29 protein-coding genes are annotated in these 26737 nt (G+C 71.3%); 17 read left to right on the top strand and 12 right to left on the bottom strand.

The genetic code is table 11. From position 1 onward, the window contains the following. Window positions 1–35: 35 nt before the first annotated feature. Window positions 36–533: a MarR family transcriptional regulator gene (locus ABZ860_RS31725; RefSeq protein WP_357227079.1), complete on the bottom strand. Its 498-nt coding sequence runs from the start codon at window positions 531–533 to the stop codon at window positions 36–38. Between the two features lie 66 nt (window positions 534–599). On the opposite strand from ABZ860_RS31725, the gene ABZ860_RS31720 reads away from it, so the two are divergent. Beyond that, window positions 600–1805 (top strand): MFS transporter, encoded by a 1206-nt coding sequence (locus tag ABZ860_RS31720; RefSeq protein WP_357227076.1) that lies wholly within the window; start codon window positions 600–602, stop codon window positions 1803–1805. 66 nt (window positions 1806–1871) lie between these two features. Here ABZ860_RS31720 and rpsT read toward each other — a convergent pair whose 3' ends face one another. Both rpsT and ABZ860_RS31710 read right to left on the bottom strand, forming a co-directional pair. Next, on the bottom strand, window positions 1872–2144 hold the full coding sequence (gene rpsT / locus ABZ860_RS31715; RefSeq protein WP_030506313.1) for a 30S ribosomal protein S20: 273 nt from the start codon (window positions 2142–2144) through the stop codon (window positions 1872–1874). A gap of 137 nt (window positions 2145–2281) precedes the next feature. Further along, a complete protein-coding gene (locus ABZ860_RS31710) occupies window positions 2282–3355 on the bottom strand; it encodes a hypothetical protein (protein WP_357227073.1) in 1074 nt (357 codons plus the stop codon). Window positions 3356–3474: 119 nt separating this feature from the next. Here ABZ860_RS31710 and lepA point away from each other — a divergent pair, with 119 nt between their 5' ends. Together lepA and ABZ860_RS31700 are read left to right on the top strand one after the other, a co-directional pair. Beyond that, complete coding sequence (gene lepA / locus ABZ860_RS31705; protein WP_357227071.1) at window positions 3475–5298, top strand: translation elongation factor 4; 1824 nt, start codon at window positions 3475–3477, stop codon at window positions 5296–5298. A 67-nt stretch (window positions 5299–5365) separates the two neighbouring features. Then, the gene (locus ABZ860_RS31700; RefSeq protein WP_357227069.1) at window positions 5366–6013 is read left to right on the top strand and encodes an MOSC domain-containing protein; all 648 of its coding nucleotides are present in this window, start codon (window positions 5366–5368) and stop codon (window positions 6011–6013) included. On the opposite strand, the gene ABZ860_RS31695 is transcribed toward ABZ860_RS31700, so the two are convergent. Further along, window positions 6014–6604 (bottom strand): TetR/AcrR family transcriptional regulator, encoded by a 591-nt coding sequence (locus ABZ860_RS31695; protein WP_357227067.1) that lies wholly within the window; start codon window positions 6602–6604, stop codon window positions 6014–6016. Between the two features lie 61 nt (window positions 6605–6665). Here ABZ860_RS31695 and ABZ860_RS31690 point away from each other — a divergent pair, with 61 nt between their 5' ends. Next, window positions 6666–7229: a TIGR03086 family metal-binding protein gene (locus ABZ860_RS31690; RefSeq protein WP_357227064.1), complete on the top strand. Its 564-nt coding sequence runs from the start codon at window positions 6666–6668 to the stop codon at window positions 7227–7229. 732 nt (window positions 7230–7961) lie between these two features. Here the strand turns inward: ABZ860_RS31690 and ABZ860_RS31685 are convergent. Then, window positions 7962–8429, bottom strand: a complete 468-nt coding sequence (locus ABZ860_RS31685; protein ID WP_357227062.1) for a MarR family transcriptional regulator — start codon at window positions 8427–8429, stop codon at window positions 7962–7964. Window positions 8430–8513: 84 nt separating this feature from the next. Between ABZ860_RS31685 and ABZ860_RS31680 the strand changes: the two genes are divergently transcribed. Together ABZ860_RS31680 and ABZ860_RS31675 are read left to right on the top strand one after the other, a co-directional pair. Further along, window positions 8514–9074: an NAD(P)H-dependent oxidoreductase gene (locus tag ABZ860_RS31680; RefSeq protein ID WP_357227059.1), complete on the top strand. Its 561-nt coding sequence runs from the start codon at window positions 8514–8516 to the stop codon at window positions 9072–9074. A 34-nt stretch (window positions 9075–9108) separates the two neighbouring features. Beyond that, a complete protein-coding gene (locus ABZ860_RS31675; RefSeq protein ID WP_357227056.1) occupies window positions 9109–9873 on the top strand; it encodes an SDR family NAD(P)-dependent oxidoreductase in 765 nt (254 codons plus the stop codon). Between the two features lie 92 nt (window positions 9874–9965). Here the strand turns inward: ABZ860_RS31675 and ABZ860_RS31670 are convergent, their stop codons facing one another. Next, window positions 9966–11222: a glycoside hydrolase family 18 protein gene (locus ABZ860_RS31670; RefSeq protein ID WP_357227052.1), complete on the bottom strand. Its 1257-nt coding sequence runs from the start codon at window positions 11220–11222 to the stop codon at window positions 9966–9968. 118 nt (window positions 11223–11340) lie between these two features. Here ABZ860_RS31670 and hemW point away from each other — a divergent pair, with 118 nt between their 5' ends. Then, window positions 11341–12561 (top strand): radical SAM family heme chaperone HemW, encoded by a 1221-nt coding sequence (gene hemW, locus ABZ860_RS31665; protein ID WP_357227049.1) that lies wholly within the window; start codon window positions 11341–11343, stop codon window positions 12559–12561. A 55-nt stretch (window positions 12562–12616) separates the two neighbouring features. Here the strand turns inward: hemW and ABZ860_RS31660 are convergent, their stop codons facing one another. Beyond that, window positions 12617–13702, bottom strand: a complete 1086-nt coding sequence (locus tag ABZ860_RS31660) for a saccharopine dehydrogenase NADP-binding domain-containing protein (protein WP_357227046.1) — start codon at window positions 13700–13702, stop codon at window positions 12617–12619. A gap of 106 nt (window positions 13703–13808) precedes the next feature. On the opposite strand from ABZ860_RS31660, the gene ABZ860_RS31655 reads away from it, so the two are divergent. Next, window positions 13809–14744, top strand: coding sequence for an AraC family transcriptional regulator (locus ABZ860_RS31655; RefSeq protein ID WP_357227043.1), 936 nt, complete (start codon window positions 13809–13811; stop codon window positions 14742–14744). 23 nt (window positions 14745–14767) lie between these two features. Here ABZ860_RS31655 and ABZ860_RS31650 read toward each other — a convergent pair whose 3' ends face one another. Both ABZ860_RS31650 and ABZ860_RS31645 read right to left on the bottom strand, forming a co-directional pair. Continuing rightward, entirely contained in the window at window positions 14768–15568 is an 801-nt protein-coding gene (locus ABZ860_RS31650) for a DUF3097 domain-containing protein (RefSeq protein WP_357227041.1), read from the bottom strand. Between the two features lie 18 nt (window positions 15569–15586). Further along, entirely contained in the window at window positions 15587–16243 is a 657-nt protein-coding gene (locus ABZ860_RS31645) for a hypothetical protein (protein ID WP_357227039.1), read from the bottom strand. A gap of 176 nt (window positions 16244–16419) precedes the next feature. Here ABZ860_RS31645 and hrcA point away from each other — a divergent pair, with 176 nt between their 5' ends. From hrcA to ABZ860_RS31630, 3 genes are read left to right on the top strand one after another with little or no spacing between them, the layout of a single operon-like run. Then, entirely contained in the window at window positions 16420–17433 is a 1014-nt protein-coding gene (gene hrcA, locus ABZ860_RS31640) for a heat-inducible transcriptional repressor HrcA (RefSeq protein WP_357227035.1), read from the top strand. Next, on the top strand, window positions 17434–18570 hold the full coding sequence (dnaJ, locus tag ABZ860_RS31635) for a molecular chaperone DnaJ (protein WP_357227032.1): 1137 nt from the start codon (window positions 17434–17436) through the stop codon (window positions 18568–18570). It begins immediately after the preceding gene. Between the two features lie 9 nt (window positions 18571–18579). Beyond that, the gene (locus tag ABZ860_RS31630) at window positions 18580–19314 is read left to right on the top strand and encodes a 16S rRNA (uracil(1498)-N(3))-methyltransferase (RefSeq protein WP_357227030.1); all 735 of its coding nucleotides are present in this window, start codon (window positions 18580–18582) and stop codon (window positions 19312–19314) included. A gap of 3 nt (window positions 19315–19317) precedes the next feature. On the opposite strand, the gene ABZ860_RS31625 is transcribed toward ABZ860_RS31630, so the two are convergent. From ABZ860_RS31625 to ABZ860_RS31615, 3 genes are all read right to left on the bottom strand, one after another. Further along, window positions 19318–20505: a lipase gene (locus ABZ860_RS31625; RefSeq protein ID WP_357227027.1), complete on the bottom strand. Its 1188-nt coding sequence runs from the start codon at window positions 20503–20505 to the stop codon at window positions 19318–19320. Between the two features lie 153 nt (window positions 20506–20658). Further along, complete coding sequence (locus ABZ860_RS31620; RefSeq protein ID WP_357227024.1) at window positions 20659–21324, bottom strand: hypothetical protein; 666 nt, start codon at window positions 21322–21324, stop codon at window positions 20659–20661. Continuing rightward, entirely contained in the window at window positions 21321–21800 is a 480-nt protein-coding gene (locus ABZ860_RS31615) for a SigE family RNA polymerase sigma factor (RefSeq protein WP_111697223.1), read from the bottom strand. The genes ABZ860_RS31620 and ABZ860_RS31615 overlap by 4 nt, the downstream gene beginning before the upstream one ends. Before the next feature lie 244 nt (window positions 21801–22044). Between ABZ860_RS31615 and ABZ860_RS31610 the strand changes: the two genes are divergently transcribed. From ABZ860_RS31610 to ABZ860_RS31585, 6 genes are all read left to right on the top strand, one after another. After that, window positions 22045–22389: a histidine triad nucleotide-binding protein gene (locus ABZ860_RS31610; RefSeq protein ID WP_357227021.1), complete on the top strand. Its 345-nt coding sequence runs from the start codon at window positions 22045–22047 to the stop codon at window positions 22387–22389. 262 nt (window positions 22390–22651) lie between these two features. Beyond that, complete coding sequence (locus tag ABZ860_RS31605; protein ID WP_357227018.1) at window positions 22652–23674, top strand: PhoH family protein; 1023 nt, start codon at window positions 22652–22654, stop codon at window positions 23672–23674. Between the two features lie 28 nt (window positions 23675–23702). Then, a complete protein-coding gene (gene ybeY / locus ABZ860_RS31600; protein ID WP_079312172.1) occupies window positions 23703–24176 on the top strand; it encodes an rRNA maturation RNase YbeY in 474 nt (157 codons plus the stop codon). After that, window positions 24173–25468: a hemolysin family protein gene (locus tag ABZ860_RS31595; RefSeq protein WP_357227015.1), complete on the top strand. Its 1296-nt coding sequence runs from the start codon at window positions 24173–24175 to the stop codon at window positions 25466–25468. The genes ybeY and ABZ860_RS31595 overlap by 4 nt, the downstream gene beginning before the upstream one ends. Before the next feature lie 276 nt (window positions 25469–25744). After that, window positions 25745–26404: a hypothetical protein gene (locus tag ABZ860_RS31590; RefSeq protein ID WP_357227012.1), complete on the top strand. Its 660-nt coding sequence runs from the start codon at window positions 25745–25747 to the stop codon at window positions 26402–26404. Further along, on the top strand, window positions 26401–26736 hold the full coding sequence (locus tag ABZ860_RS31585) for a cytidine deaminase (protein WP_357227010.1): 336 nt from the start codon (window positions 26401–26403) through the stop codon (window positions 26734–26736). Before ABZ860_RS31590 ends, ABZ860_RS31585 begins: the two co-directional genes overlap by 4 nt. Window position 26737: the final 1 nt, after the last annotated feature.

Below are 26737 nucleotides of genomic sequence, written 5' to 3'. Positions count from 1 at the left end.
CCTGGTCCCGGGGCTCGCCGACCGCGCTTGCCGGCTCAGGCGTGGCCGGGGTTCTCCATCCGGAGCAGCATCCGCTTGAGCAGCGCCGCCAGGACGTCCTGGTCGTCCGGTCCCAGGACGCCCACCATCGCGTCCTCGACCTCGCCGCGCAGGTCCATCGCCTTGAGCCAGATCGCGCGGCCCTCGCTCGTCAGCTCCACGTCCACCCGGCGGCGGTCCTCCGCGCTGCGGATGCGCCGGACGAGCCCGGCCTTCTCCAGGGTGTCCAGGCGGCCGGTCATGCCGGCGGGAGAGACCCTCAACTCGCAGGCGAGTTCCGAGGGGGTGGCGCGGCCGCCTTCCCCCCGGGCGCCGAGCCAATGAAGGGTCTCGTACTCGAAGTCCTGCAGGCCCACCGCGGCCAGCGCGCCGTCCTTCGCCTGAGCCAGATGCTTCACCAGGAACTGCATGCGCGTGACGATCGCCTCCACACGCTCGTCGAAGGGCGCCTTCCCGCGCCACCGCGCGATGTGCCGGTCCACCGAGTCGTCCACAGGACAATCCTACGACAGATAAAAATACGTTGACGAAACATTCGCTGGCGAAATACCTTCCTCCGTATGATTGCACGTCTGGTCGCCGGGCGGACGGTCGCGGCGCTCGCCACCGCCCTCATCCCCACCGGGCTCACCCTCGCCGTCATCAGGGTGACCGGCTCCGCCCTCGATCTCGGCGTCGTCCTCGCCGCCGAGATGCTGCCCATGCTCCTGCTGCTCCCGGTCGGCGGAGTGATCGCGGACCGCTTCCCGCCGAGGCGGGTGATCCTCGTGGCCGACCTGGTCCGCTGCGCCGCCCAGGTGACACTGGGGTCGCTGCTCCTCCTCGGGCACCCCGGCATCGCCGTGATGGCGGGGCTCGCGGCGCTCACCGGAGCCGCGGTGGCCTTCGGCGTCCCGGCGGTGTCACCGCTGGTCATCGGGGTGGTGCCGGCGGAGCGCCGGCTGCGGGTGAACGCCCACATCGGAGTGGCGGGCGGCCTCGCCCAGATCGCCGGCCCCGCGCTCGCCGGAGGCCTGACGCTGTTGCTCGGCCCGGGCTGGTCCTTCCTGCTGACCGGTGTCCTGTTCGCCGGATCCGCGCTCACGCTGGGCGGCCTGGTCACGGCCCCCCGGCCGGCGACCGAACGCGATCACTTCCTCGCCGACCTGCGGGAAGGGTGGCGCGAGGCGCGGCGGCATCGCTGGTTCCTGATCAGCGTGGCCGGGCACGGCGTCTGGCACCTCGGGGCGGGCGTCCTGCTGACCCTCGGCCCGGTCATCGCCGTACGCAGCCTGGGCGGGGAGGCGGTCTGGGTGGTCGTCGCGCAGGCGGGAACGGTGGCGACGGTGCTCGGCGTCTTCGCGGCCCCCAGGCTGCCGATCCGGCGGCCCCTCGCCGTGGCGGCGGTCGGGGCGGCGGTCTACGCGTGCCCGCTCGCCGCCTTCGCGTTCTCCACTGCGCTGCCCGCGCCGGCCGTGGTCGTGACCGCCGCGTACGTCGTCGCCATGCTGGGCCTGGGGATGCTGATGCCGCTGTGGGAGACGGTGGTGCAGCAGCGCGTGGAGCCTCAGGCCCTCGGCCGGGTGGACTCGTTCGACGCCCTCATCTCCTTCGCGGCCCGGCCGCTCGGGCTCGCCGCGGCGGCGCCGGTCGCCGCCTGGGCCGGCGCCACGGCTCCGCTGCTCACGGCGGCGGTGCTGGTGGCCGTGGTCAACCTGGCCGTGCTCGCCCTGCCCGAGGTCCGGCGGCGTACGACGGAGGAGGCGGCGCAGCCCGTGCCCGCCTGACGTCCGGCGGCGGGCACACGAAAACGCCGCATCCCCCGCGAGGGGAGATGCGGCGCGGTCGGTGCGCTACTTGGCGGCCTGCAGGGCGGCGGCGCGCTTGGCGATCGCCGACTTCCGGTTGGCGGCCTGGTTCTTGTGAATGACGCCCTTGCTGACGGCCTTGTCGAGCTGCCGGGACGCGGCCTGGAGCGCGACGAGGGCGTCGTCGACGTTGCCCTGGTCGGCGGCCTCGCGGAACTTGCGGACCGCGGTCTTCAGGGACGACTTGACGGCCTTGTTGCGCAGCCGGCGCTTCTCGTTCTGCCGGTTGCGCTTGATCTGGGACTTGATGTTCGCCACGAAGAAAGCCTCAGTGTTAAGTCTTGGTCGGATGGGGCGCGCGGGCTGGTGAGAGGGCGCGCCACACGCAGTTGGACAGGATACCAACAGCCCGGGTCGCCGCTCAAATCACGACGACAGGGCCGCCCACGCTCATGCTATCGCGCCGCGGCCGCCGCGGTCCGCACATCGGACCGCCCGCCCGACGACTTCACGCTCCCTCCGCCGCCGCGCACCCAGGCCCGCTCGTATTCCCGCCAGTCCTCCTCCGTGGCCGAGAAGTCGACGTACAGGGCCAGGCCGAACTCGGTGCGGGGGCCGTGCTCGCTGAGCGCGAGCCGCGCGCCCTCGGCCGCGGCCTCGACGCTCTCGGCCCAGTCGAGGTACGCGATGCCGTGATCGTGGTACGCCGGAGCCCCGATGAGGAGGGTTTTGTCCTCGGGCACCAGGCCGAGGGCGAGCGAGGTCTGCCGCGCGACGTAGCCGCCGTACAAGGATGGCAGGGGCGTCCCGGAGTCGTACGTCATGATCGCGACTTGGTCGGTCAGGCCGACGACCTGGCGGAAGTAGTCCGGCGTCCAGTACTTGTCGTGGCCGATCGCCAGGGCGGCGGGGGCGCGCATGCCGGTCAGCGGCTCGATCTGCTGGGTGGCGACCGACAACGGCCGGGCGCCGATGGCCTGCCGCGTCTCGCGCAGGACGCTGAGGAACGGCCCGTCCCCGTCGGAGACCGGTTCGAAGTCGTAGTGGATCCCGTCGAACCCGAGGGCGACCAGATCGCGGGCGCCCGCCACGACGCGGGCCCGCGTCGCCGTGTCGGCCAGGCTCAGGTGGAGTTTGCCGTTGTCGTTCACCGTCTGGCCGAGCCAGGCCGACACCCGGACGCCCGGCACGCTCTTCCGCCACCATTTCAGGAAATTCCCGGCGTTGGCGTAGCGGTCGGGCGGCAGGGTCCCGTCGTACTTGAACGGCCCGCTGTGGACGTACACGTCCCTGATCCCGCTCGCGCGCAGCCGTACGGCGAGGGCCCGCACGTCGGCCTCGGTGCGGCGGCCGTCCACCCACGCATGGCCCATCCACAGAGCGTCGTGGCCGGTGGTCCCGGCCCATCCGGCGGGCGTGCCGGCGAACTGCAGACGCAGCGCGGCCGCGCCGGCCAGGGCGAGCGCGAGCGGTACGGCCACGACGACGGCGGTTAATCGCAGAACACGTCTGGTGGTCAAGGCAAGCACCCGGACATGCCACCATGGAGGGTGGCTGGTCCGCCAGCCTCGGGAGGGCCCGCCGAGCGCGAGGCGAGGCGGACGGCCCGCCCGATCAGCAGTCAATCATCTTGTCGAAACGGACCTCGGTGCGCACTCAGCCTGGCCAGACCGACCCCGCGTTGATCCGCAATTTCTGCATCATCGCGCATATCGACCATGGCAAGTCGACACTCGCCGACCGGATGCTGCAGCTCACCGGCGTCGTGGACGACAGGTCGATGCGCGCGCAGTACCTCGACCGCATGGACATCGAGCGGGAGCGGGGCATCACCATCAAGTCGCAGGCCGTGCGGCTCCCGTGGGACGGCCACGTCCTCAACATGATCGACACGCCCGGCCACGTGGACTTCACCTACGAGGTGTCCCGCTCGCTGGAGGCGTGTGAGGGCGCGATCCTGCTGGTCGACGCGGCGCAGGGCATCGAGGCCCAGACGCTGGCCAACCTCTATCTGGCCATGAACGCCGACCTCCACATCATCCCGGTGCTCAACAAGATCGACCTGCCCGCCGCGCAGCCGGACAAGTACGCCGAGGAGCTCGCGGGCCTCATCGGCTGCGACCCCGCCGACGTGCTGCGTGTGTCCGGCAAGACCGGCGAGGGGGTCAAGGAGCTGCTCGACCACGTCGTGGAGCACGTCCCGGCGCCTGTCGGGAACGCCGACGTCCCCGCCCGGGCGCTGATCTTCGACTCGGTGTACGACACCTATCGGGGCGTCGTGACGTACGTCAGGGTGGTCGACGGCCATCTGTCCAAGCGCGAGCGCGTGCTGATGATGTCCACCGGCGCGCAGCACGAGCTGCTGGAGATCGGCGTCATCTCGCCCGAGCCCATGCCGTCCGAGCGGGGGCTCGGCGTCGGCGAGGTGGGCTACCTCATCACCGGCGTGAAGGACGTCCGCCAGTCCCGCGTCGGCGACACGGTCACCAACGCGGCCAAGCCCGCCGAGGATGCCCTGGGCGGCTACGAGCACCCCAAGCCGATGGTCTACTCCGGGCTCTATCCGATCGACGGCGACGACTACCCCGAGCTGCGCGAGGCCCTCGACAAGCTGCGGCTGAACGACGCCGCGCTCGTGTACGAGCCGGAGACCTCTGCAGCGCTCGGCTTCGGCTTCCGCTGCGGGTTCCTCGGCCTGCTGCACATGGAGATCGTCCGTGAGCGGCTGGAGCGCGAGTTCAACCTGTCGCTGATCTCGACCTCGCCCAACGTCATCTACCGGGTGATCATGGAGGACGGCAGGGAGCACGTCGTCACCAACCCGTCGGAGTTCCCGGCGGGGAAGATCGGCCAGATCTTCGAACCGGTGGTGAAGGCCACGGTGCTCGCGCCTGCGGAGTTCATCGGCGCGATCATGGAGCTGTGCCAGGGCCGCCGCGGGCAGCTGCAGGGCATGGACTACCTGTCGGAGGACCGCGTCGAGATTCGCTACACGCTCCCGCTCGGCGAGATCATCTTCGACTTCTTCGACCAGCTGAAGTCGAAGACCCGCGGGTACGCCTCGCTCGACTACGAGCCGTCCGGCGAGCAGGAGGCCGACCTGGTCAAGGTGGACATCCTGCTGCAGGGCGAGACCGTGGACGCGTTCAGCGCGATCGTCCACCGCGAGAAGGCGTACGCCTACGGCGTGGAGATGGCCAAGAAGCTCAAGGAGCTCATCCCGCGGCAGCAGTTCGAGGTGCCCATCCAGGCCGCGATCGGCGCCCGCGTCATCGCCAGGGAGAACATCCGCGCCATCCGCAAGGACGTCCTCGCCAAGTGCTACGGCGGTGACATCAGCCGTAAGCGCAAGCTGCTGGAGAAGCAGAAGGAAGGCAAGAAGCGGATGAAGATGGTCGGCCGGGTGGAGGTGCCCCAGGAGGCCTTCGTCGCCGCACTCTCGTCCGAGGCCCCCGACAAGAACAAGAAGTAGGCGTCCCTGGTTTGACCACAGCTTAATTGCGATCGCGGAAAACCTGACCCTCGGTTAACGTTTGCTCATGCGCATCCTCTCTGTGAACGTTGGCCGAGCCATGGACGCCGAGTGGGCCGGCAGTCTGCGGCGTACGGCGATCGACAAGCGGAAGGTCGAGGGCCGGGTCGCCGTACGCGAGAACGGCCTGGCGGGCGACGAGCGCGCCGACGTCGCCAATCACGGCCACCCGGACCAGGCGGTGTACGCCTACGCGCGGGAGGACTACGACTGGTGGGAGCCCCGGATGGGCCGCGACCTGCGCGACGGCCAGTTCGGGGAGAATCTCACGACGTCCGGGGTCGACCTGACCGGCGCGGTCCTCGGCGAGCGGTGGCGGATCGGCACGGCCGTCCTGGAGGTCACCGCCCCCCGAATCCCCTGCGTGGTGTTCCGCAACTGGCTGGACGAACGCGGCTGGGTGAAGCGCTTCACCGAGGCGGGTCGCACGGGGGCGTATTTCCGGGTGATCGAGCAGGGCGAGCTCGGCGCCGGCGACGAGATCGAGGTGCTCCACCGGCCCTCGGACGGCGTGACGATCGCCGAGTCGTTCCGGGCCTACCACGGCGACCGGGACCTGATGCTGCAGATCCTCGCCCTCCCCGGCCACAGCGACAAGTGGGATCAAATCGCCGAGCGCGTCCTCGGCACCCGTCCCGACGTGGTCGCGACCTGATCACGAAGTGCCCGCGAGGAGCCGGTCGAGCATTCGCTGCCTGGCCGGCCAGGGGAAGGCCGGGACGCCGGCGCTGAGCACGGCGTAGCCGTGCAGGGCCACCCACAACACCGTGGCGTCGAGTTCGGGGGAGTCGCCGCTGCCGGCCCCCGCGACGGCGGTGACGAGCCGGCCGAACGCCTGCCCGCCCGAGAGATCCTCCAGCGCCCGCGCCTCGGCCGGGCCGCTCCGGCGCCGCTCGAAGGCCACCCGGTAGCGCTGGGGCCGCTCCTCGGCGAAGGCGAGATACGCCTCGCACAGGGCGCGCAACCGGGCCCCCGGGTCGTCCACGCCCTCGACGGCGGCGGCCAGCGCGGCGTCGAGTTCGGCGAACGCCCGTGCGACGACGGCGTCCACGATCGCGTCCCTGTCCGCGAAATGCGCGTAGATCGACGGCGCGGCTATCCCGGCCTGTCGCGCCACCCCGCGCAGGGTGATCGCGTCCTCGCTGCCGTTCTCCTCCAGCAGGGCGGTCGCCGCCGTGACGATCTCCTCCCGGAGGCGGCCTCCCTCGCCTCGCCTGTTGCGCGCCCGCTGTCCCTCGATGCTCATGTTTACGTACGTTACCTTATACACGTAAGCTAACGTGCGTTAGTCTAGCTGAGGGGCGGATATGGGCGACATCATCGAGCGGATCGACCAGGCCATCGCCATGACGGCGGGCATCGTGAGGGGGATCGAGGAGCACCAGTGGGGTGCGCCCACGCCGTGCGGGAAGTGGGACGTGCGCGCCGTGCTCAACCACACCGTGGGCGGCATGCGCATCTTCGCCGCGGAGCTCACCGGCACCGACGCCGGAGCCGACCACGAGGCCGACTGGCTGGGGAACGACCCGCAGGCGGCCTTCGCCGCCGCCGCGGACGCCGACCGGGAGGCGTGGCACCGCGAAGGCGCGCTCGGGCGTACGGTGCACATCTCGCTCGGCGCGGTGCCCGGGCCGATGGCCGCGGTGATCCACTTCACCGAGATCCTCGTCCATGGAGTCGACCTCGCCGTCGCCACCGGCCAGGAGGACCGGATGGACGAGCGGCTCTGCGAGGAACTGCTGGCGATGATGCACGGCATGGGCGGCATCGACGCCTACCGGCTGCCCGGTGTCTTCGGGCCCGAGATCGCCGCGCCCGCGGAGGCGCCCGCGCACCTGCGGCTGCTCGCCTACCTCGGGCGCACGCTGTGACCGCCCACGGATCGGGGTGAACTCGTCCTATCGCGCCGGCCGTTGGGGGCCTGCGTAGAATGGCGGGCCGATCCCCAGTCGCGTGAGGCGCCCCCATGTCCTTGACCGCACGACTGATCGCCGCAGCCGCCCTCGTGTCGTGCGCGGCGGGCTGTACGGCCGCGCCGGGTGAAACCCAACCTCCACCGGCAGAATTCACCCAGGACATGGCCGAGTCGACGCTCGGAAAAGTGGTATCCGGAATAGCGCAGAACGGTGTCGCCGATTTCTGCTCACGCAACGTGCGCGCCGGGACATGTACGACGCTCCTTCAGGACGCTCTCAGGAGATGCCTGCTACCCGGTGGCAGGCCTGAGGTGAAACGAGCGGCGCGTATTCACCTGACAACACGAAGGTCCCGCAGAACGCCTGTCCAGAACACTGATTTCTCCTGCCCCGCATGACGGAAGAGGCTTGACGAGGGTCTGTCACAAACGTTGCCTGTGAACCCGAGCCCGGGGGCGGCGTGAGCGGACCGGCGAGGCCGCGCGGCGTAGCCGGCAGCCCGCTCATCCCTCAAGACTCGACCGGCCCGCGGACCTCCAGACAGTCGACCGACGCGACCGCTGAAGGTTTCGACACCACAAGACCCAGGCCAAAAGCGCCGGCAAGCCCCGACAGCGCCTTAGGCGAGCTGTGCGGCCCGCGGCGAAGACGCCGGCGGCGCATGGGCTCGGCCTGCCGCCCACCACGTCAGGCGTTACCCCCGACGTTCTGGATCGCACGGGCGAGGCGGGCAACATCGACGCCTTCGAGGTGGTCGAGCAAGTGCCGGCGCACGCTGGCCAGGTTGCTCGGCCACGCCTGTTCCAGGCGGGCGAGGCCGGCGTCGGTGAGGACGGCGTTCAACCCGCGGGCGTCGTCGTCGCACCTGACCCGTTCGACCAAGCCCTGCCGCTCCAAGACGGTGACGATGCGGGTCATGCCACTCAAGGAGAGCTCGCAGGCGACCGCGAGCTCGCCCATCCGCATCCGCCGCTGCGGCGCCTCCGACAACCGCATCAGGGCGGTCCACTCGATGAGCGGCAACTGTTGTTCGCGCACCATGTCGGCGTCGATCGCGCGGGGCAGCGCGTAGATCAGGCGAGGCAGCGCGCGGATCAACGCCTCCTCGTCAGCGGTCAGCGGCTGCACCGGCTGCGCCGGCTGCGATGTGGTCATGGGGACACTCTACTTGCTTCACGAAAGAAGTACTCATATGGTTTCTTCGCGAAGCAAGCATTTCACCGCGAAAGTGAGATCGTCATGACCAGAATCGGGATCATCCTCGGCAGCACCCGCCCCGGACGCAACGGGGAGGCCGTCGCCCACTGGGTGCACCAGGTCGCCGCGCAGCGGACCGACGCGGAGTTCGAGCTCGTCGACCTGCTCGACTACAAACTCCCGCACCTCGATGAGGCGCTGCCGCCGTCGCTGGGCCAGTACACACAGCCGCACACCATGGCGTGGGCCGACAAGATCGCCTCGTTCGACGGGTTCGTCATGGTGACGCCGGAATACAACCACTCGACGTCGGGTGCGCTGAAGAACGCCATCGACTTCCTGTACGGCGAGTGGAACAACAAAGCCGTCGGTTTCGTCAGCTACGGCTCGGTCGGCGGCACCCGTGCGGTGGAACACCTGCGCCTGATCGCCGGCGAGCTCCAGATGGCCGACGTGCGGGCCCAGGTGGCGCTGTCGCTCTTCACCGACTTCAAGGACTTCAGCGTGTTCACGCCCAACGACTTCCAGCTCGAGTCGCTCACCGCCGTGTTGGACCAGGTCGTGGCGTGGAGCACGGCACTCGCGCCGCTGCGCGTCCGGTGAGTTCGCGCGAAACACGGGGATCAGGAGGAATTCCATGGGAACGCTTGACGGCAAGGTGGTGCTGATCACCGGCACCGCCGGAGGTCAGGGCCGGGTCGCGTCGCTGGTCTTCGCGCGGGAAGGCGCGAAGGTCGTCGGATGCGACATCCAGGTCGATGCCAACAACGAGACGGTGGAACTCGTCCGTCGCGCCGGAGGTGACATGACGGGCATCGCACCCGTCGACCTCACCGACCCGGAACAGGCGCGGCAGCTGGTCGAGGACACCGTGGCGGCATATGGCGGGCTTGACGTCGTCTACAACAACGCGGCCATGCCCCGCTTCGGACCGATGCCCGATTTCTCGGTGGACGACTGGCGGGTGACCATCGCCGGCGAACTCGACATTCCCTTCTTCGTGTCGAAGTTCGCCTGGCCGTACCTGGTCCGCCGGGGCGGTGGCGTCATCATCAACGTCGCGTCCATGGCCGGCATGATCGCCGGTGAGGTCCCCCCGATGGTCGCGCACAGCGCGGCGAACGCCGGGGTCATCGGCATGACCCGGCAATTCGCGCTCGAAGGCGCGCGCCACGGGATCCGCGCGGTGGCGATCAGCCCCGGGCCGGTCCTCACCCCGGCCAGTGACCGCGATCTCGGCGACGACCAGGCCGCCAGGGACGCGATAACCCGTAAGACGCTCCTCAAGCGCTTCGCCCGGCCAGAGGAGATCGTCGAGCTGGCGGCATTCCTCGCCTCCGACCGGGCGGCGTACATCACGGGCGCCAACTACGCGGCTGACGGCGGCGCGACCGCCTGGTAGGGGACTGGGTGCGGAGCCCGAGACGGGCGATGCGGGAGCTGGACATCTCCATCGGGGAGGAGAGTCGCGGCGGCCCTCCTCCCGGGTGGAGGTCAGCGCAGGACGGAGTAGAGGGCGCTGGTGAGGGAGGCTTCGGCGTCGTCCTGGTCGATGGACCACAGCATGGAGCCGCCGAGGCCCTTGAGGCGGATGTATGCGGCCTTCTGCAGCATGACGGCGGGGTCGTCATAGGACCAGAACTCGTTGCCGTCGTAGAGCCACAGGGTGCCGGTGAGCAGGTCGCGGTAGCGCTTGCCGGGTTTGTCGACGAGGTTCTTGTAGTCGTCGCTGCCTGCGGCCCAGGTGCCGGGGGCGGGGCCGGTGGCCGTGGCGTACCGGCCGTCGCCGCCGGAGGTCACGCCGGTCCAGCCCTGGCCGTACGCGGGGACGCCGATGACGATCTTCTGCTTGGGTGCGCCGCGTCCTACGTAGTCGCGTACGGTCTGGTCGACGCTGTACTTCACGTCGTTGGGGTCGCGCCGGTCGGTGAGCAGGTTGGCCTGGTGGCCGGTGCGGTTCTCCCAGGGGCCGTGCAGGTCGTAGCCCTGGACGGTGGCGAAGTCGAGCTGGTCGAAGACCTTGCGCACCTCGAACCCGGCGTCGATCTTGGCGGCTGCGGCGGGGAGGAAGGCGGTCAGTTCGTCGCGCCGGTCGTGGGCCTTCATCTGGCGGCGCAGTTCGGCCAGGAACAGGGTGAAGTTCTGCTTGTCCTCCGGGCGGATGACGTTGCCGTCGTTCCCGGCCGAGCCGGGCCATTCCCAGTCGAGGTCGATGCCGTCGAACACGCCGGCGGCGGCGCCGGGGGGCAGGCCGGGCAGGTCGCCCTTGAGCCACAGGCCGACGCAGGAGGCGGCGAGCCTGGCCCGGGATTCGGGGGTGAGGACGGCGTCGGAGAAGTACTTGGAGCCGGTCCAGCCGCCGAGGGAGATGAGGACCTTGAGGCCGGGGTGGCGGGCCTTGAGCTTCTTGAGCTGGCCGAGGTTGCCCTTGAGCGGCTGGTCGTCGGCGTCGGCGACGCCGTCGACGCTCTGCTCGGCGGGCACGGGACGCTGCCAGTCCGCCCAGGGGTCGGCGGAGTAGCAGGTGCCTTCGGGTCCCACGAACCCGAAGGCGTAGTTGAGGTGGGTCAGCTTCCCGGCGGCGCCGCTGGCGTCCACGTCCTTCACGTGGAAGTTCCGCGCGTAGATCCCCCACTGGATGAAGTAGGCGACCCGCTTGTAACGGTCCCCGCCGGGGGTGGCCTGGGCCGCTGCCGGCGCCAGCCCGGCCGCCAGGGTGGCGGCGACCGCCACGGCGAGGGTCCTTCTCATGAGCACGCCGGCCTCCCGAGCGCTTTTTATAGGAAAGTTTCCTGTAAATTGCTGCGATCGTAGACCGCGGTGATCAGGGCGTCAATGGCAGGGCGCGAGTGACGGCAGACTGGAGAGCGTGCCTTCAGTGCTTCCCGACGGCGACCCCGTCCCCGCGAGCGGCGAGCTGCCGTCCGAGGCCCTCGACGGGCTCGGCTCCCGCCCGTTCGGCTTCTACGTCCACGTGCCGTTCTGCGCGACGCGCTGCGGCTACTGCGACTTCAACACCTACACGGCGGCCGAGCTGGGCCCCGGCGCCGCGCAGCGCGACTACGCCGCCACCGCCGTCGAGGAGATACGGCTGGCCCGGCGCGTGCTGGGAGACGCCGCGCCGCCCGTGGAGACCGTCTTCTTCGGCGGCGGCACGCCGACCCTGCTGCCCGCCGCCGACCTCGTACGGATCCTGGACGCCATCGGCGAGGAGTTCGGCCTGCGGCCGGACGCCGAGGTGACGACCGAGGCCAACCCCGAGTCCGTGGACCCGGCCTACCTGAAGGAACTGCGGGCGGGCGGGTTCACCCGGGTGAGCTTCGGCATGCAGAGCGCGGGCGAGCACGTCCTCGCCGTACTCGACCGGCGGCACACCCCCGGCCGGCCCGCCGAGGCCGTACGGGAGGCTCGCGAGGCCGGGTTCGAGCATGTCAACCTCGACCTGATCTACGGCACGCCGGGGGAGAGCGACGACGACTGGCGGGCCTCCCTGGAAGCCGCGCTGGCCGCCGGGCCCGACCACGTCTCGGCGTACTCCCTGATCGTCGAGGACGGCACCCGGCTCGCCGCCAGGATCCGGCGCGGCGAGCTGCCGATGCCGGACGACGACGTGGCGGCCGACCGCTACCTCATCGCCGAGGAGATGCTGACGGCCGCGGGCCTGAGCTGGTACGAGATCTCCAACTGGGCGGCGGGCGACGAGGCGCGCTGCCGCCACAACCTGCTGTACTGGACCGGCGGCGACTGGTGGGGGGCCGGGCCGGGGGCGCACAGCCACGTCGGCGGCACCCGCTGGTGGAACGTCAAGCACCCCGCGGCGTACGCCGCCCGCCTGGCGGCCGGGACCTCGCCCGCGCACGCCCGTGAGGTGCTGGCGGCGGAGGGCAGGGCCGTGGAGCGGGTCATGCTGGAGCTGCGCCTCGCCTCGGGCTTCCCGCTCGCCGATCTCGACCCCCAGGCGCGTACGGCGTGCGCGCGGGCGCTGGCGGACGGGCTGCTGGAGACGGAGGCGTTCAAGGCGGGCCTGGCCGTGCTCACGCTGCGCGGCAGGCTGCTCGCCGACGCCGTGGTGCGGGACCTCACGCCTTAGTGCCCGCGAACCGGCCGATCGCGGATGTGCGACCGAGCAGCTCGACACCCATGGGTCAGTTGCCTGCCGTCCGCTCCTCGCCTTCCTGGATGGTCCAGTGCACGTTGTGGGGCAGGAGGGAGCGCAGGAAGGCGGCGGGGTCGTAGGCCTGGGCGGGAGCGAGCACTCCGGGCTTGGCCGAGCCGGCGACCAGGCGGCGGACGCTCTCGACGGCGATCACCGCGGTGGTGCCGTAGGTGTCCGGGCCTTCCACCACGCCGCGGGCTCGGCGGCCGTCGAGCGCGACGGCGTCGATCAGGTAGGTGAAGCGCTGAGTGGCGCGGGCCTGCTCGTCGGGCCCCTCGGGCAGGCCCGCGATGATCGACGGGTCGATCGGAACGCTCAGCCGGGCGGCGAGCGCGGCCTCGGCCAGCCCTTCGACATGCCGGACCCGAACGTGGCGGGGGATGGTCACGACCTCCGACAGGGGAAACCTCGCCACCGGAACCGCCTGCGCGCTCCCGGGCAGGATGATCGAGGTCTTCCGCGCGGGGAGGCCTGCCCGCCAGTCGCCGTCGTCATAGACCAGGCCCCCGGCCTTGATGATGTCGATGCTTTCGATCAGCGAGCGGAGTGATCCACGGGATGGTCCGCCGCCGCCGGTGATGAGGTGGACGCTGGTGATCTCCTCCAGCGGTCCCAGACGTTCGGCGAGAAGGGCCGCGATCAGATCTCCCGGAACGCACGCGTCGTTCGCGGCGGGCACCACAGTGACCCCGGCGGCCTGCGCCCGCGCCCCGAAGGTGTCGAAGACGGCCTTGATGTAGGGCTGCTCGCCGGCGGTGTCGACGTAGTGGCGGCTCGCGGCGATCGCGGCCCGGACGACCGCGGCCCCGGTCGGGGTGAAGGGACCGGCGCAGTTGACGACCGCGTCGGCCGCGCGGAAGGCGGCGACCAGGGCGTCATGGTCGTCGGCAGGGGCCACCCGTATGTCCGGGCCGGCCAGCCGTATGTCCGGATTGGACAGGGCGACCGTGGCGGCGGCGTGCCGCAGGCGCGCGGCATCGCGGCCGACGAGCACGACGTTCAGGCCGCGCCGGACGGCCTCGGTCAGGACAAGCCTGCCTTGGTAACCGTTCGCGCCATAGACGGCGATCTTCACCTGAAACTCCCTTGGGCGGATCATCGCTGGTTCGCACCACCGTAGGTATCGCAAGCGAGACGTCCAATACGTTGAACGCGCACGGGTTTGCTTTATCGTCTTATCCGTGGATGTCCTGTCCGACGTGATCACCACCATGCGCACCGGCCGGCCGCACTCGGCCCGCGTCGACCGCAGCGTCCCGTTCGGCCGCAGGTTCCCCTCGAGCGACGCAGCGGGATTTCACGTGGTCCTGCAGGGCGCTGCCTGGCTGATCCCGGACGAGGGTGATCCCGTCCCCCTCGGGCCGGGAGATGTGGTGTTCCTGCCTCGTGGTGTCGGGCACGCACTGGCCGACAGCCTCTCCACCCCGCTTGCCGGCGCGCCGGTGCCGCCGGCGGAACCGCCGTCCCATGCGCAGGAGGCCCGTGCGCCGGGCAGCGCCCCGGACACGGTCATGCTGTGCGGGGCCTACCTGCTCGACCGCTCACGCACGCATCCACTCCTGCAAGAGCTGCCCGACGTCGTCCATCTGCCGGCCCGGGTCGGCAGCCGCCCGCACCTGCGCGCGGCACTCGATCTCCTCGGCGGAGAGCTGGAAAGCGACCGTCCGGGCAGTGACGCCATGGTGCCCGCACTGCTGGACGTGCTCCTCCTGCACATCCTTCGTGCCTGGTTCGACGAGCGCAAGGACACCCCCACCGGCTGGAGCGCCGCCTTGAACGACCCGCCCGTCGCGGCCGCCCTGCGGGCCATGCACGGCGAGCCGCAACGGCAGTGGAGCGTCCAGGAGCTGGCCAGGCATGCGGGGCTGTCACGGGCGGCCTTCGCCCGGCGATTCACCACGCTGGTCGGCCGGCCGCCGCTGGCCTACCTCACATGGTGGCGCATGACCATCGCCGCGAGGCTCCTGCGTGCCTCCGACGTGCCCGCGAACGCGGTGGCGGGCAAGGTGGGCTACACCTCTGAGTACGCGTTCGCCCACGCCTTCAAACGCGCCTACGGCCGGCCTCCGGGGGCGTACCGCAGGCAGGGCCCTCACCATCAGGCGCCCGCACGGTGACAGGGACCCCCGTCCAGGGGCGCTCAGGCCGTGACGAAGTCGATCAGTTCTTCCACGCGGCCGAGCAGCTCGGGCTCAAGGTCGGCGTAGGTCGTGACCCGGCCCAGGATGTGCCGCCACGCCTCCTGGGGGTCCATCCGCCAGCCGAGGGCCGCGATCACGCCCTCCTTCCAGGGCACGCCGCGCGGCACGTCCGGCCAGGCGGGGATGCCGAGCGCCCGGGGCTTGACCGCCTGCCAGATGTCCACGAACGGATGCCCGACCACGAGCACGTCGTCGCCGGACACCCGGGCGGCGATGCGGCTCTCCTTGGAGCCGGGCACCAGGTGGTCGACGAGCACGCCGAGCCGCCTGCCCGGTTCGGGGGCGAACTCCTCGACGATGGCCGGGAGGTCGTCCACACCCTCCAGGTATTCGACGACGACCCCCTCCACCCGCAGGTCGTGTCCCCAGATCTTCTCCACCAGCGAGGCGTCGTGGACGCCCTCGACGTAGATGCGGCTCTCCCTGGCGACCTGCGCGCGCAGGCCCTCGACCGCGATCGACCCCGAGGCGCTCCGCAGCGGCCCCTTCGGGCCGCCCTGGGGACGCACCAGCGTCACCGGTTTGCCTTCGAGGAGGAATCCGGCGGGCGTCAGCGGGAACACCCGCCGCCTGCCGAACCGGTCCTCCAGCGTCACGGCCTCCTTGTCGCAGGCCACCACGGCGCCGCAGAAGCGGCCCTCGGCGTCCTCGACCACGAGGTCGGGCTCGGCCGGGATCTCGGGGATCTGCCCCCGCCGTGGCCGCCGCCAGTCTCCGGAAAGCACGTCCCGCCCGTACATGCGGGGAACGCTAGCAAATCACGCCATGCGACGGCGGGCCGCGGAGCGGCGCGCGAGCACGACGATCGTCACGATCAGCGCGGCCAGGAAACCGACGGTGGGCAGCGCCAGCAGCGCGACGGCGCCGCCCACCAGCATGCCGCCGGTGAGCTGCTTGCCGACGCCGAACCGCGCCCCGTCGCCCTCGCAGGCGAGCGGGTAGGTGCCCGCCTCCGGGACGCCGGCCTCGAATAGCAGCTCCCAGGTCGTGCCGTTCAGCGTGACGGTCTGGGAGACGGCCGGCCGGGTCAGCCGCACCCGCGCGTCGGCGCCGTCGCCGAGCCGGCACCTGACGTCGGTGGGCTGGTCGACGGCCGCGTAGATCGCCGGCTTGTCCGCGGGGTCGAGCGCGACGTTCACCGACTGCCCGCCGGAGAAGATCGTGGCGGGCGCGGCGTCGCCGAGCGTGGCGAACAGGCCACCGGCGAACCCGCCGACGCCCGCCACCAGCAGGACGACGAAGAGCGCCCAGGAAAGGAAGATCCACAGCAGCCGGGGCCGGATCGGCCGGGTACCGGCGTACGGCGGGGGAAAGGGGTGCGGCATCCGCAAGGTCGCGCCGGGCGGCGCCGGGGGCATCGGACGGGGCACCCGCACGGTCACGCCGGCCGGCGCGGAGGTCTGGTTCTCGTGCATGGGGTGAAGAGTCGACCATGCGGCTTGCGGTCGATTTGCAGCTCGCTTGTCCTGGTGCCCTGCGCCGTCTTGGTGCCCTCTGCGTTATCGCACCACGTGGGGTGGTAGCCGTACACTTGGCACTCGGGAACACAGAGTGCCAGAGTCGGTGTTTCCAGGCACAGGGAGGTGACACATTGCTCGACGACCGCAAGCTCGCCGTCCTGCGCGCCATCGTCGAGGACTACGTGTCCACCAACGAGCCGGTGGGGTCCAAGGCCCTGGCGGACAGGCACAACCTCGGCGTCTCCCCGGCGACGATCCGCAACGACATGGCGGCGCTTGAGGAGCAGGGATACATCACCCAGCCGCACACCAGTGCCGGAAGGGTGCCGACGGACAAGGGATACCGCCTGTTCGTCGACCGGCTGTCGCAGATCAAGCCGCTGTCGAGCGCGGAGCGCAGGGCCATCGAGACCTTCCTCGCCGGGGCCGTGGACCTCGACGAGATCGTCATGCGCACGGTGCGGCTGCTCGCGCAGCTCACCCGGCAGGTAGCGGTGGTGCAGTACCCTTCGCTCACCAGGTCGTCGGTGCGCCATGTGGAGATCGTCCCGCTCGCGGAGCGCCGGGTCATGCTGGTGCTGATCACGAACACCGGGCGGGTCGAGCAGCGTGTGGTCGACCTGCCGGAGGCCATCGCCGACGACCGGGTCGCGAACCTGCGGGCCGTGCTCAACGCGTGCCTGGACGGCTGCGGCCTGTCCCAGGTGCCGGAGACCGTGGCCGACGTTCCCGAACGCCTGCCTCCCGAGGACAGGCCGGTGGCGGCCACGATCCTTTCCGTGCTGCTCGAGACGCTCGTGGAGCGGCACGAGGAGAAGATCGTCTTCGGCGGTACGGCCAACCTGGCCGCCGCCGACTTCAGCATCGGCCTGCGGGACGTGCTGGAGGCGCTGGAGGAGCAGGTCGTCCTCATCCGCCTGCTGGGGGAGACCGGCGGGCTGTCCGAACTGACCGTCCGCATCGGATCCGAGAACCCCTACAGCGGGCTGCGCGGCACCTCTATCGTGGCCGCGGGATACGGTTCGGGCGACAGAGAACTGGCCCGGCTCGGAGTGCTGGGCCCGACACGAATGGACTATCCGGTGACGATGGGTGCGGTGCGCGCGGTGGCGCGTTACGTCGGCCAGATCCTGGCGGGGTCATAAGTGTCCAACGACTACTACGCGACCCTTGGCGTACGGCGCGACGCCAGCCAGGAAGAGATCAAGAAGGCGTACCGCCGTCTCGCCCGCGAGTTGCATCCGGACGTCAACCCCGATCCGGAGACCCAGGAGCGGTTCAAGGAGATCAACCAGGCGTACGAGGTGCTGTCCGACGCGGGCAAGCGCCGCATGTACGACATGGGCGCCGATCCGTTCGGCGGTGCCGCCGCGGGGGCCGGGGCCGGCGGCTTCGGCGCGGGCTTCCCGTTCAGCGACATCATGGACGCCTTCTTCGGCTCGGCGGGCGCCGCGCGGGGGCCCCGCTCCCGCGCCCGCCGGGGCCGGAACGCCACCATCAGGGTCGAGCTCGACCTGTCTGAGGCGGCCTTCGGCACGACCCGCGAGATCGTGGTCGACACCGCCGTGGTCTGCGAGGTCTGCCAGGGCTCCGGGGCGGCGGCCGGCACCCACCCCGACACCTGCGACATGTGCCACGGGCGCGGCGAGGTCTCGCAGGTGACCCGTTCGTTCCTCGGCCAGGTCATGACCTCCCGTCCCTGCCCCCAGTGCGGCGGGTACGGCAGCGTCATCCGGCACCCCTGCATGGAGTGCTCGGGCGAGGGACGGGTCAGGACCCGGCGCACGATCAAGGTCAGGATCCCGGCCGGCGTCGAGGACGGCACGCACATCCAGCTCGCCGGCGAGGGCGAGGTCGGCCCCGGGGGCGGGCCTCCCGGCGACCTGTTCCTGGAGATCGTCGAGCGACCGCACCAGATCTTCGAGCGGCGCGGCGACGACCTGCACTGTACGGTCCACATCCCGATGACCGCGGCCGCGCTCGGCACCTCGATCACGATCGAGACCCTCGACGGAGCCGAGGAGATCGACGTGCGGCCCGGCACCCAGGCCGGCCAGGTCATCCCCCTGTACGGCAAGGGCGTCCAGCGGCTCAACGAGACCGGCAGGGGCGACCTGCTGATCCACGTGAACGTCGAGACGCCGACCAAGCTCGACCCGCAGCAGGAGGAGCTGCTGCGGGAGCTGTCGAAGCTGCGCGGGGAGGAGCGGCCGCCCGGCAAGTTCTCCCCGGGCCAGCAGGGCTTCTTCTCCCGCCTGCGGGACGCCTTCAACGGCCGCTGAGCTGATCGCATGAGTGTTCCCGTGTTCCTGTCGGACGCGGCCGGCCAGGCGGTGGACACGATCGTCCTCGACGGGCCGGAGGGGCGGCACGCCGCCGCCGTACGCCGCCTGCGGCCGGGGGAGCGGATCGACCTGACCGACGGCGCGGGGCGGGTGGCCGAGTGCACGGTCACGGCGGCGGGCAAGGACTCGCTGACCGCCGAGGTGCTGCGCCGGTTCGAGGTCCCGCCGCCCCGGCCGAGGCTGGTGGTCGTCCAGGGCCTGCCCAAGGGCGACCGGGGCGAGCTCGCGGTCGAGATGATGACCGAGGCCGGGGTCGACGTGATCGTCCCCTGGGCCGCCTCCCGTTGCGTGACCCAGTGGAAGGGCGACCGGGCCGCCAAGGCGCTCGCCCGCTGGCGCGGCACGGCCCGAGAGGCGGCCAAGCAGGCCCGGCGCTTTCACCTGCCCGAGGTGACCGAGCAGGCCACGACCGCGGCGGTCGGCTCGCTCGTCTCGGCGGCGGCGCTCGCGGTCGTGCTGCACGAGGAGGCCGCCGAGCCGCTGAGCCGCCTGCCCCTGCCGGAGGAGCCGGGCGACATCGTGATGGTCGTCGGCCCGGAGGGCGGCGTCACCGAGGAGGAGATCGCCGCGTTGCGGGCCGCGGGAGCCACGCCGGCCCTGCTGGGGCCGACGGTGCTGCGCACCTCGACGGCGGGCGTGGCCGCGGCGGCCGTCCTGCTGTCCCGCTGCGGCCGCTGGTGAGGACTAGCCGAGGAAGCTCACCTCGGGGAACGCGGGTCTCGGCCCGTCGAACAGGGGAGTCTCGCGGCCCTTCAGATGCAGGTCGAGGAACGCGGCCACGTAGGCACGCTGGGCGGTGACCGAACGGACCGGGTCGACGGTGCCGACGATCTCGGACGGCGTGCCCAGGCGATCGGAGATCCGCGGGACCAGCGCCTGCAGGTCGGAGAAGGAGTAGTGCCGCGCGCCGGCGAGCCGCAGGTCGCGCTTCCAGCCCCGGCGCTGCTTCCTGAACGTCTCCCAGGAGGGGTCGTCCCGCTCGTCGGCGGCCAGCTGGAGGAACGGGCCGTCGAGGCCGCGCTCGGCCACCTCGCCCAGCAGCGAGCCGTCGAGGTTCACTCCCGCCTTGACCCGGTGGTCGGCGTACATCAGGCCCGCCGTCGCCGCGCCGCCCATCGAGAAGCCCACGGCCCCCACGCGAGTGGTGTCCAGCGCCTTGTACAGCCAGGTGGGCAGCCCGCCGTGCCTGGTGCTGATCACGTCGAGGACGAAGCGCAGGTCCGCCACCCTGACGTCGAGGGCCTTCATCGCGTCGGCCATGCTGTCCGCCCGCGCCTTGGCCCGCTCCAGCCGCCCGCCGGGGAACTCGACGGCGGACACCTCGTAGGTGTGGTCGACCGTGACGACCACGTAGCCGCGCGAGGCCAGGTCCTCGGCCGCGAGCGTGCCCAGCGAACGCGGGACCATGTAGCCCGGTGAGTACAGCACCACCGGGTAGCCGCCGGCCCTCGGCCGTACGGGCGCCTGCAGGCGGGCGTGCGTGCGGGTCGCCGCCCAGTCCACCTGGCCGGGCCGTACGCCGAGGAGGACGGGCGCCGACGTGGCGTCGAGGTCGGCGGCGACCAGCGGCGGCAGGTGGGGGGACACCGGGCGCCGCTGTGCACGGGTGGCGGGGTACCACACGCTCGCCATCAGCTCCCGGTAGGGCCCTCCGGCCACCCAGGGGTCGGGACGCGACCGGTCCACCAGGCGCACGGAGACCGTGCCGACCGGCAGCGGCCCCGACGGGGCGGGCAGGGAGAGCCGGATCCCGGTGACCGTCGAAATTCCCGGCGCCGCCGTCACGGCCGCCGACGCCGGAACCGCGGCCGTCATGGTGAGGGCCAGGGCCGCGCCGAGCGCGCCCACCCGCTTCCGCCACACTTCGGGCATGTCTCGCCTCTTTCGATCCTGATCGCTGTCAGTTGCGTGATCAGGATTCCAACGAGGAGGCGCGACGCCCTCCGGCCGTGTGACGATCTCCCGGTGCGACCCCCGGTGATCGGGCGAGCACCGGTCATACCCCAGGATGACCGGCGGGCCGGGTCAGGGCGAGGGCGTCCCGGTCGCCGAGTCGAGCGTGGCCGTCTCCGTGGGCGTCGTGCTCGGGGTGACCGGGGGCGCGGACGTCGCGGGCGGAGCCGTCGAGGGACGGCGCGAGGCCGAGGGCGTCACCACGGGCGGCTGCGTCACCGACGTCGGCGAGCACGTCGGCGGGAGGGCCTGGTCGGGCTCCACCACCCCGGGCCGGGGAGTGGGCGTGACGCAGGGATCGGACGGCGACGGCGACGGCCTGGTGGTCGCGCCCACCTTGTGCGTCGGGGACGGGACGGGCCGTCCGCGGGACGGGCTCGGGGTGACGGGCACGATCACGACCGGCCGCGAGGGCGCCTGGTTGGGCGGCCGGTTCACCGACGAGGTATCCGTCTTGTCCACCTGCTCGTCGCCCGCGTTGGAGATGCCCGTGGACTGCGCCACCTGGTCCCGGAGACCGGGGACGATCATCACGACCGTGCCCGCCACGAGCACAGCCCCAGCGGCGGCCGCTCCGATGCGCCACCACAGCATGTTCCGCAGGCCGCGCAGACCGCGCCGGTCGATCCGCCCGCGGATGATTTCGAGTCCTTCGGGAGACGGCACGACCGAGTCCGCCTCCGCGCGCAGGGCACGGCGGAGCAACTCGCCGTACTCGTCGTCGGGCGGGAAGGTCATGAGAACTGCTCCAGTGCCATCCGTAGTGCGGCCATGCCGCGGGCCGTGTGACTCTTCACCGCGCCCTTGCTGATCCCCATCGCGTGTGCGATCTCGGCCTCCGACAGGTCGCCGTAGTATCGCAGCACCAGCGCCTCGCGCTGGCGGGTGGGTAAGCCGCGAAGCGCCTCGATGACGGCCGAACGCTCCAGTTCACCGATAGCGCCGTTCTCCGCGCTCGGCGCGTCCGGCAGCCCCTTGGGCGCGTACTTCTCGACGACCGCGCGGTGCCGCAGCACGGAACGCGATCGGTTCACGACCGATTGGCGAAGGTAGGCCAGTGCCTTGTCGGTGTCTCTCAGCCTGCGCCAGGCGCCATGGAGGGCGACGAACGCGTCCTGAACGACCTCTTCCGCGCTGGCCACATCACGCACCAGCAGCACGGCGAGACGCACCAGTGACCGATAGTGAGCGCTGTAGAGCGCCGTCACGGCCATGTCGGCATCCCACCCGACGGGCACCGTCCCCAACGACCTGTCGGCCACGAGGGTCTCGGTGGTCACATCAATAGGACGCTCGTCATCCCCGGGGGGTTTACGTTCTTCCGAATCATGAGGGGGCATGGCCCAGCGGTGTCCTCGCCCGACACTAGGGGGGTTTTCTGGTGCAGTCTCGCACACTCACACTAGCCGGGGGGATCATTGCAGTCATCAACTAGCGCCGACGGCTAGGCTTTCGCGGGTGAGCGACTGCCTCTTCTGCAAGATCGTGGCCAAGGAGATCCCGGCGGACATCGTCCTTGAGGCCGGGCGGGCGCTGGCCTTCCGCGACATCAACCCGCAGGCCCCCACCCACGTCCTCGTCGTGCCCAAGGCTCACCACGAGAACGCCGCCGCGCTGGCGGCGGCCGACGACGGCCTCGCCGACGACCTGCTCAAGGCCTGCCACGCGGTGGCCGTGCAGGAGGGCGTGGCAGAGACGGGGTACCGGATCGTGTTCAACACCGGGGAGGGGGCCGGGCAGACGGTCTTCCACGTCCACGCGCACGTCCTCGGGGGCCGAGGCCTCACCTGGCCCCCCGGCTGAGCGGCAGTGCCCGACCGACAAGATTTGCCCGGACGGGGCGGTGTCCAGAGTGGTGCATCGCAAGGCGGAGGAGGAGCCGATGACGGAGTCATCGGCGACGACCCCGGGCCCCGCGGAGATTCCGAGCCTGCGAGGAATCTTCGTGGGCGGGGCGACAACGCGGCGAGGTGCCGCTCTGGGCGACGCGCCGGGGCAAAGATTGGAGGGAGGGCACTAACATGAGAGGGAACTAGGGAGGCGATCAGGGCCGCAAGGGCCGCCCATGTCCGAGTCACAGCACATCCACAAGACCCAGGCCAAGGTAGTCATCCCCGAGGGGCAGCCGATGGTCAGCCTCCTCGGGTCGGGTGACGAGCTGCTGCGGGTCATCGAGGGCGCCTTCAGCGCCGACATCCACGTGCGGGGCAACGAGATCACGATCACCGGCAGTCCCGAGGAGAGCGGCGTCGTCGTGCGCCTCTTCGAGGAGCTGGTGGAGCTGGTCGGCTCGGGTGCCGAGTTGTCCCCCGACGCGGTCGAGCGCAGCATCCACATGCTGCGGCAGGCCACCGACCGTCCGGCCGAGGTCCTGTCCCTGGACATCCTGTCCGCGCGGGGACGCACCATCCGCCCGAAGACGGTCAACCAGAAGCGGTACGTCGACGCGATCGACAGGCACACCATCGTCTTCGGCATCGGCCCCGCCGGCACCGGCAAGACGTACCTGGCGATGGCGAAGGCCGTGAAGGCCCTGCAGAACAAGCGGGTCAACCGGATCATCCTCACCCGCCCCGCCGTCGAGGCGGGGGAGCGGCTCGGCTTCCTGCCGGGCACGCTCTACGAGAAGATCGACCCGTACCTGCGGCCGCTGTACGACGCGCTGCACGACATGCTCGACCCCGACTCGATCCCTCGCCTGATGTCGGCCGGGACGATCGAGGTCGCGCCGCTCGCCTACATGCGCGGCAGGACGCTCAACGACGCCTTCATCATCCTGGACGAGGCGCAGAACACCTCGCCCGAGCAGATGAAGATGTTCCTGACCAGGCTCGGGTTCAATTCGAAGATCGTGGTCACGGGCGACGTGACCCAGATCGACCTGCCCGGCGGCCAGGACAGCGGCCTGAAGGTCGTCCAGCACATCCTCGAGGGCATCGAGGATATCCATTTCAGCAGGCTGACCAGCGCCGACGTCGTACGGCACAAGCTGGTGAGCGACATCGTCGACGCCTACGGCCGTTACGACGCCGCGATGGCGTCCGAGCCGCGCGCGATCAACAAGCGGCCGCGGAACAACCGGCGGTGAGCGCGACCATGACGGGTGAGGAGACCCCGTGAGCATCGAGGTGGCCAACGAGTCCGGCGTCGAGGTCGACGAGTCGGCGCTGGTCGAGCTGGCCGGGCACGTCCTCGGCCGGATGGGGATCAACCCTCTGGCCGAGCTGTCGATCCTGGTGATCGACGAGGCGGCGATGGCCGAGCTGCACGAGCAGTGGATGGGGGAGCCGGGCCCGACCGACGTGCTGGCCTTCCCCATGGACGAGCTGCGGCCCAACGTCGGCGGCCGGGACGAGGACGCGTCCCCCGACCCGGCGCTTCTCGGCGACGTGGTGCTGTGCCCCCAGGTGGCGGCCAAGCAGGCCGCCGAGGCCGGGCACAGCGCGCAGGACGAGTTGGAGCTGCTGTGCACGCACGGCATCCTGCACCTGCTCGGCTACGACCACGCCGAGCCCGAGGAGCACGCCGAGATGTTCGGGCTGCAGGACGAACTGCTCGGGGCGTGGCGGGAGGTGCGGCGTAAGCCGTGAACAACGGCTGGCTGCTCTCCGCCGTCTTCCTGATCGTGGCCGGCGGCCTGCTGGCGAGCGCGGAGACGGCGCTGACCCGCATCTCCAGGGTGCGCGCGGAGGAGTTCGTCAAGGAGGGCCGGCGCGGCGCGGTGCGGCTGCAGGCGATCGTCGCCGACCCGCCGCGCTACCTCAACCTGGTGCTCCTGCTGCGTCTGAGCTGTGAGCTCGTCGCCACGGTGATCACGACGCTGCTGTTCATCGACTGGCTCGGCGACCGGGGGCAGGCGTACGCCCTGGCGGCCGTGGTGATGATCCTGGTGAGCTACGTCATCGTCGGGGTCATGCCGCGTACGCTCGGCCGCCAGCACGCCGAGCCGGTGGCGCTGGCGAGCGCGCCCATCGTGTACGGCCTGACCCGCATCTTCGGCCCGCTGCCCGAGCTGCTGATCCTGCTGGGCAACGCGCTCACCCCGGGCAAGGGCTTCCGCGAGGGCCCGTTCACCTCGGAGGCCGAGCTGCGCGACCTCGTCGACCTGGCCGAGCAGCGCCGGGTCATCGAGCCCGACGAGCGGGAGATGATCCACTCGGTCTTCGAGCTCGGCGACACGCTGGTGCGCGAGGTCATGGTGCCGCGCACCGACATGGTCTTCATCGAGCGCGGCAAGACGCTCAACCAGGCGCTCTCGCTGGCCCTGCGCAGCGGGTTCTCCCGCGTCCCCGTGGTCGGGGAGAACGAGGACGACGTGGTGGGCATCGCCTACCTCAAGGACATCGTCCGCCGCATCCAGGACACCGGCGACGGCGGCGTGCGGGTGGACGAGCTCATGCGCCCCGCGACATACGTGCCGGAAAGCAAGCCGATCGACGAACTGCTGCGCGAGATGCAGGCGCGGCAGATCCACCTCGCCATCGTCATCGACGAGTACGGCGGCACCGCCGGCCTCGTCACCATCGAGGACGTCATCGAGGAGATCGTCGGCGAGATCGCCGACGAGTACGACCAGGAGGCCCCCCGGGTCGAATGGCTGGACGACGGGGCGGTGCGGGTGACCGCACGGCTCCCGGTCGACGAGCTCGGCGAGCTGTTCGAGACCGAGATCGAGGTCGAGGACGTCGACACCGTCGGAGGCCTGCTGGCGCACGCCCTGGGCCGGGTGCCGATCGCGGGCTCGGAGGCGGTGGTCGGCGGCCTGCGCCTGACGGCCGAGAACCTGGCGGGACGCCGCAACCGGATCAGCACGGTCGTCGTGCGCCGCGAGGAGCTCGCGACGGGCGATGAGGTCGTGGCCGCCGGCGCCGACCACGAGTGACGCGTCGCCGTCCCGGACTGCAAGCGTCTTTCAACCGAGCTGCAAGCGCGCCCGGCCACTGTTGTCCCAGGCGCTCAGAAGGGGTTCGGGGCGCCTCGTTGGGGAGTCCGGCGCGCCGGGAGGGGTTCGCGGCGCACCGGAGCCTCCCTTGGGGGATCCGTGATCGGTGCGGGGCTCTCACCCGGTTCAGGGTGGGAGCCCCGTATTGATTACGCAATGTGATTACCCGCTCGCGGTCCGGGGAAGGAAGACCTCCGGCAAAGCGGGGAGGCGGGTATGCGCATCGTCCACGCGGCCGTCGCGGGCTGCCTGGTCCTGTCCACCGGTGCCTGCGGCACGGGCGCGGTCACGTACGCCGCCGTCCGGACACCCGGCAAGCCGGCGGACGCGAGCCGTCCGCCGGTCGTGCTCGGCAGGATGGACGGCCTTCCCGACGGGTTCTTCAGCCACGCGCGGGCGCCCTGGCGTCCGCCGTTCCGTCCCCGCGCCCGCGCCTGCCGCCTGCTGTTCGACGCGGCCGCGGGCAGGCTTCCGCGCGAGGGGCTCAGCGGCACCGCCGCCGCCACCTACCAGGGCGCGCACGCGGGCGAGCTCGCCGGGGTCGGCGTCGCCGTCTACGACGGCGGCGAGGCGGCCGGGCATCTGGCCGCGCTGCGCGACGCCGTCTCCCGCTGCGCGACGGCCGACGGCGGCACGCCGTACGACCGCCTGGCGGCCGCGCGGACGCCGCTGCCCGGCATCGGCGGGCCGGACGCGGCGGGCCGGGCCCTGTCGGGGAGGGTCGGCGGCTACCCCTACCGGATGCACGTGGTCGTCGCCCGCTCCGGCCATACGCTCATCGCGCTCGTGCACGCGGGCCTGACCCCGCCCGACCCCGCCCGCACGGCCGAACTGGCACGGCTGCTCGTCCGCGAGGTCGGTACGCTTGACGCGTGACACAGACGCTGGACCCCGAGGACAACAAGATCATCACGCTGGCCAGGTCGGCGCGGGCGCGCGGCGGCACCCCCGAGGGCGCCGCGGTGCGCGACGAGACCGGCCGGACGTACGCCGCGACCACGGTGGCGCTGCCCTCGCTCCGGCTCTCGGCCCTCCAGGCGGCCGTGGCCATGGCCGTGTCCAGCGGGGCGAAGTCCCTGGAGGCGGCGGCGATCGTCACCGAGGCCGACGACCCGGCGGAGCAGGATGTGGCCGTCATCGAGGACATGGGCAACGGCACACTGTTCCTGGCCGCCCCGGACGGTTCGCTGAAGGGCCGGTACATCTGAC

It is taken from the genome of Microbispora sp. NPDC046973, assembly GCF_040644495.1.
Classification (GTDB): Bacteria; Actinomycetota; Actinomycetes; order Streptosporangiales; family Streptosporangiaceae; genus Microbispora.
This window is presented reverse-complemented; position numbering and strand designations above follow the sequence as displayed.

What these genes read in the sequence shown, in the direction of transcription:
- ABZ860_RS31720 (WP_357227076.1), top strand. Translation starts at nt 600, where the DNA reads ATGATTGCACGTCTGGTCGCCGGGCGGACGGTCGCGGCGCTCGCCACC.
- ABZ860_RS31700 (WP_357227069.1), top strand. Translation starts at nt 5,366, where the DNA reads ATGCGCATCCTCTCTGTGAACGTTGGCCGAGCCATGGACGCCGAGTGG.
- ABZ860_RS31695 (WP_357227067.1), bottom strand. Translation starts at nt 6,604, where the DNA reads ATGAGCATCGAGGGACAGCGGGCGCGCAACAGGCGAGGCGAGGGAGGC.
- ABZ860_RS31690 (WP_357227064.1), top strand. Translation starts at nt 6,666, where the DNA reads ATGGGCGACATCATCGAGCGGATCGACCAGGCCATCGCCATGACGGCG.
- ABZ860_RS31685 (WP_357227062.1), bottom strand. Translation starts at nt 8,429, where the DNA reads ATGACCACATCGCAGCCGGCGCAGCCGGTGCAGCCGCTGACCGCTGAC.
- ABZ860_RS31680 (WP_357227059.1), top strand. Translation starts at nt 8,514, where the DNA reads ATGACCAGAATCGGGATCATCCTCGGCAGCACCCGCCCCGGACGCAAC.
- ABZ860_RS31675 (WP_357227056.1), top strand. Translation starts at nt 9,109, where the DNA reads ATGGGAACGCTTGACGGCAAGGTGGTGCTGATCACCGGCACCGCCGGA.
- ABZ860_RS31670 (WP_357227052.1), bottom strand. Translation starts at nt 11,222, where the DNA reads ATGAGAAGGACCCTCGCCGTGGCGGTCGCCGCCACCCTGGCGGCCGGG.
- ABZ860_RS31650 (WP_357227041.1), bottom strand. Translation starts at nt 15,568, where the DNA reads ATGTACGGGCGGGACGTGCTTTCCGGAGACTGGCGGCGGCCACGGCGG.
- ABZ860_RS31645 (WP_357227039.1), bottom strand. Translation starts at nt 16,243, where the DNA reads ATGCACGAGAACCAGACCTCCGCGCCGGCCGGCGTGACCGTGCGGGTG.
- ABZ860_RS31630 (WP_357227030.1), top strand. Translation starts at nt 18,580, where the DNA reads ATGAGTGTTCCCGTGTTCCTGTCGGACGCGGCCGGCCAGGCGGTGGAC.
- ABZ860_RS31625 (WP_357227027.1), bottom strand. Translation starts at nt 20,505, where the DNA reads ATGCCCGAAGTGTGGCGGAAGCGGGTGGGCGCGCTCGGCGCGGCCCTG.
- ABZ860_RS31620 (WP_357227024.1), bottom strand. Translation starts at nt 21,324, where the DNA reads ATGACCTTCCCGCCCGACGACGAGTACGGCGAGTTGCTCCGCCGTGCC.
- ABZ860_RS31615 (WP_111697223.1), bottom strand. Translation starts at nt 21,800, where the DNA reads ATGGCCGTGACGGCGCTCTACAGCGCTCACTATCGGTCACTGGTGCGT.
- ABZ860_RS31605 (WP_357227018.1), top strand. Translation starts at nt 22,652, where the DNA reads ATGTCCGAGTCACAGCACATCCACAAGACCCAGGCCAAGGTAGTCATC.
- ABZ860_RS31590 (WP_357227012.1), top strand. Translation starts at nt 25,745, where the DNA reads ATGCGCATCGTCCACGCGGCCGTCGCGGGCTGCCTGGTCCTGTCCACC.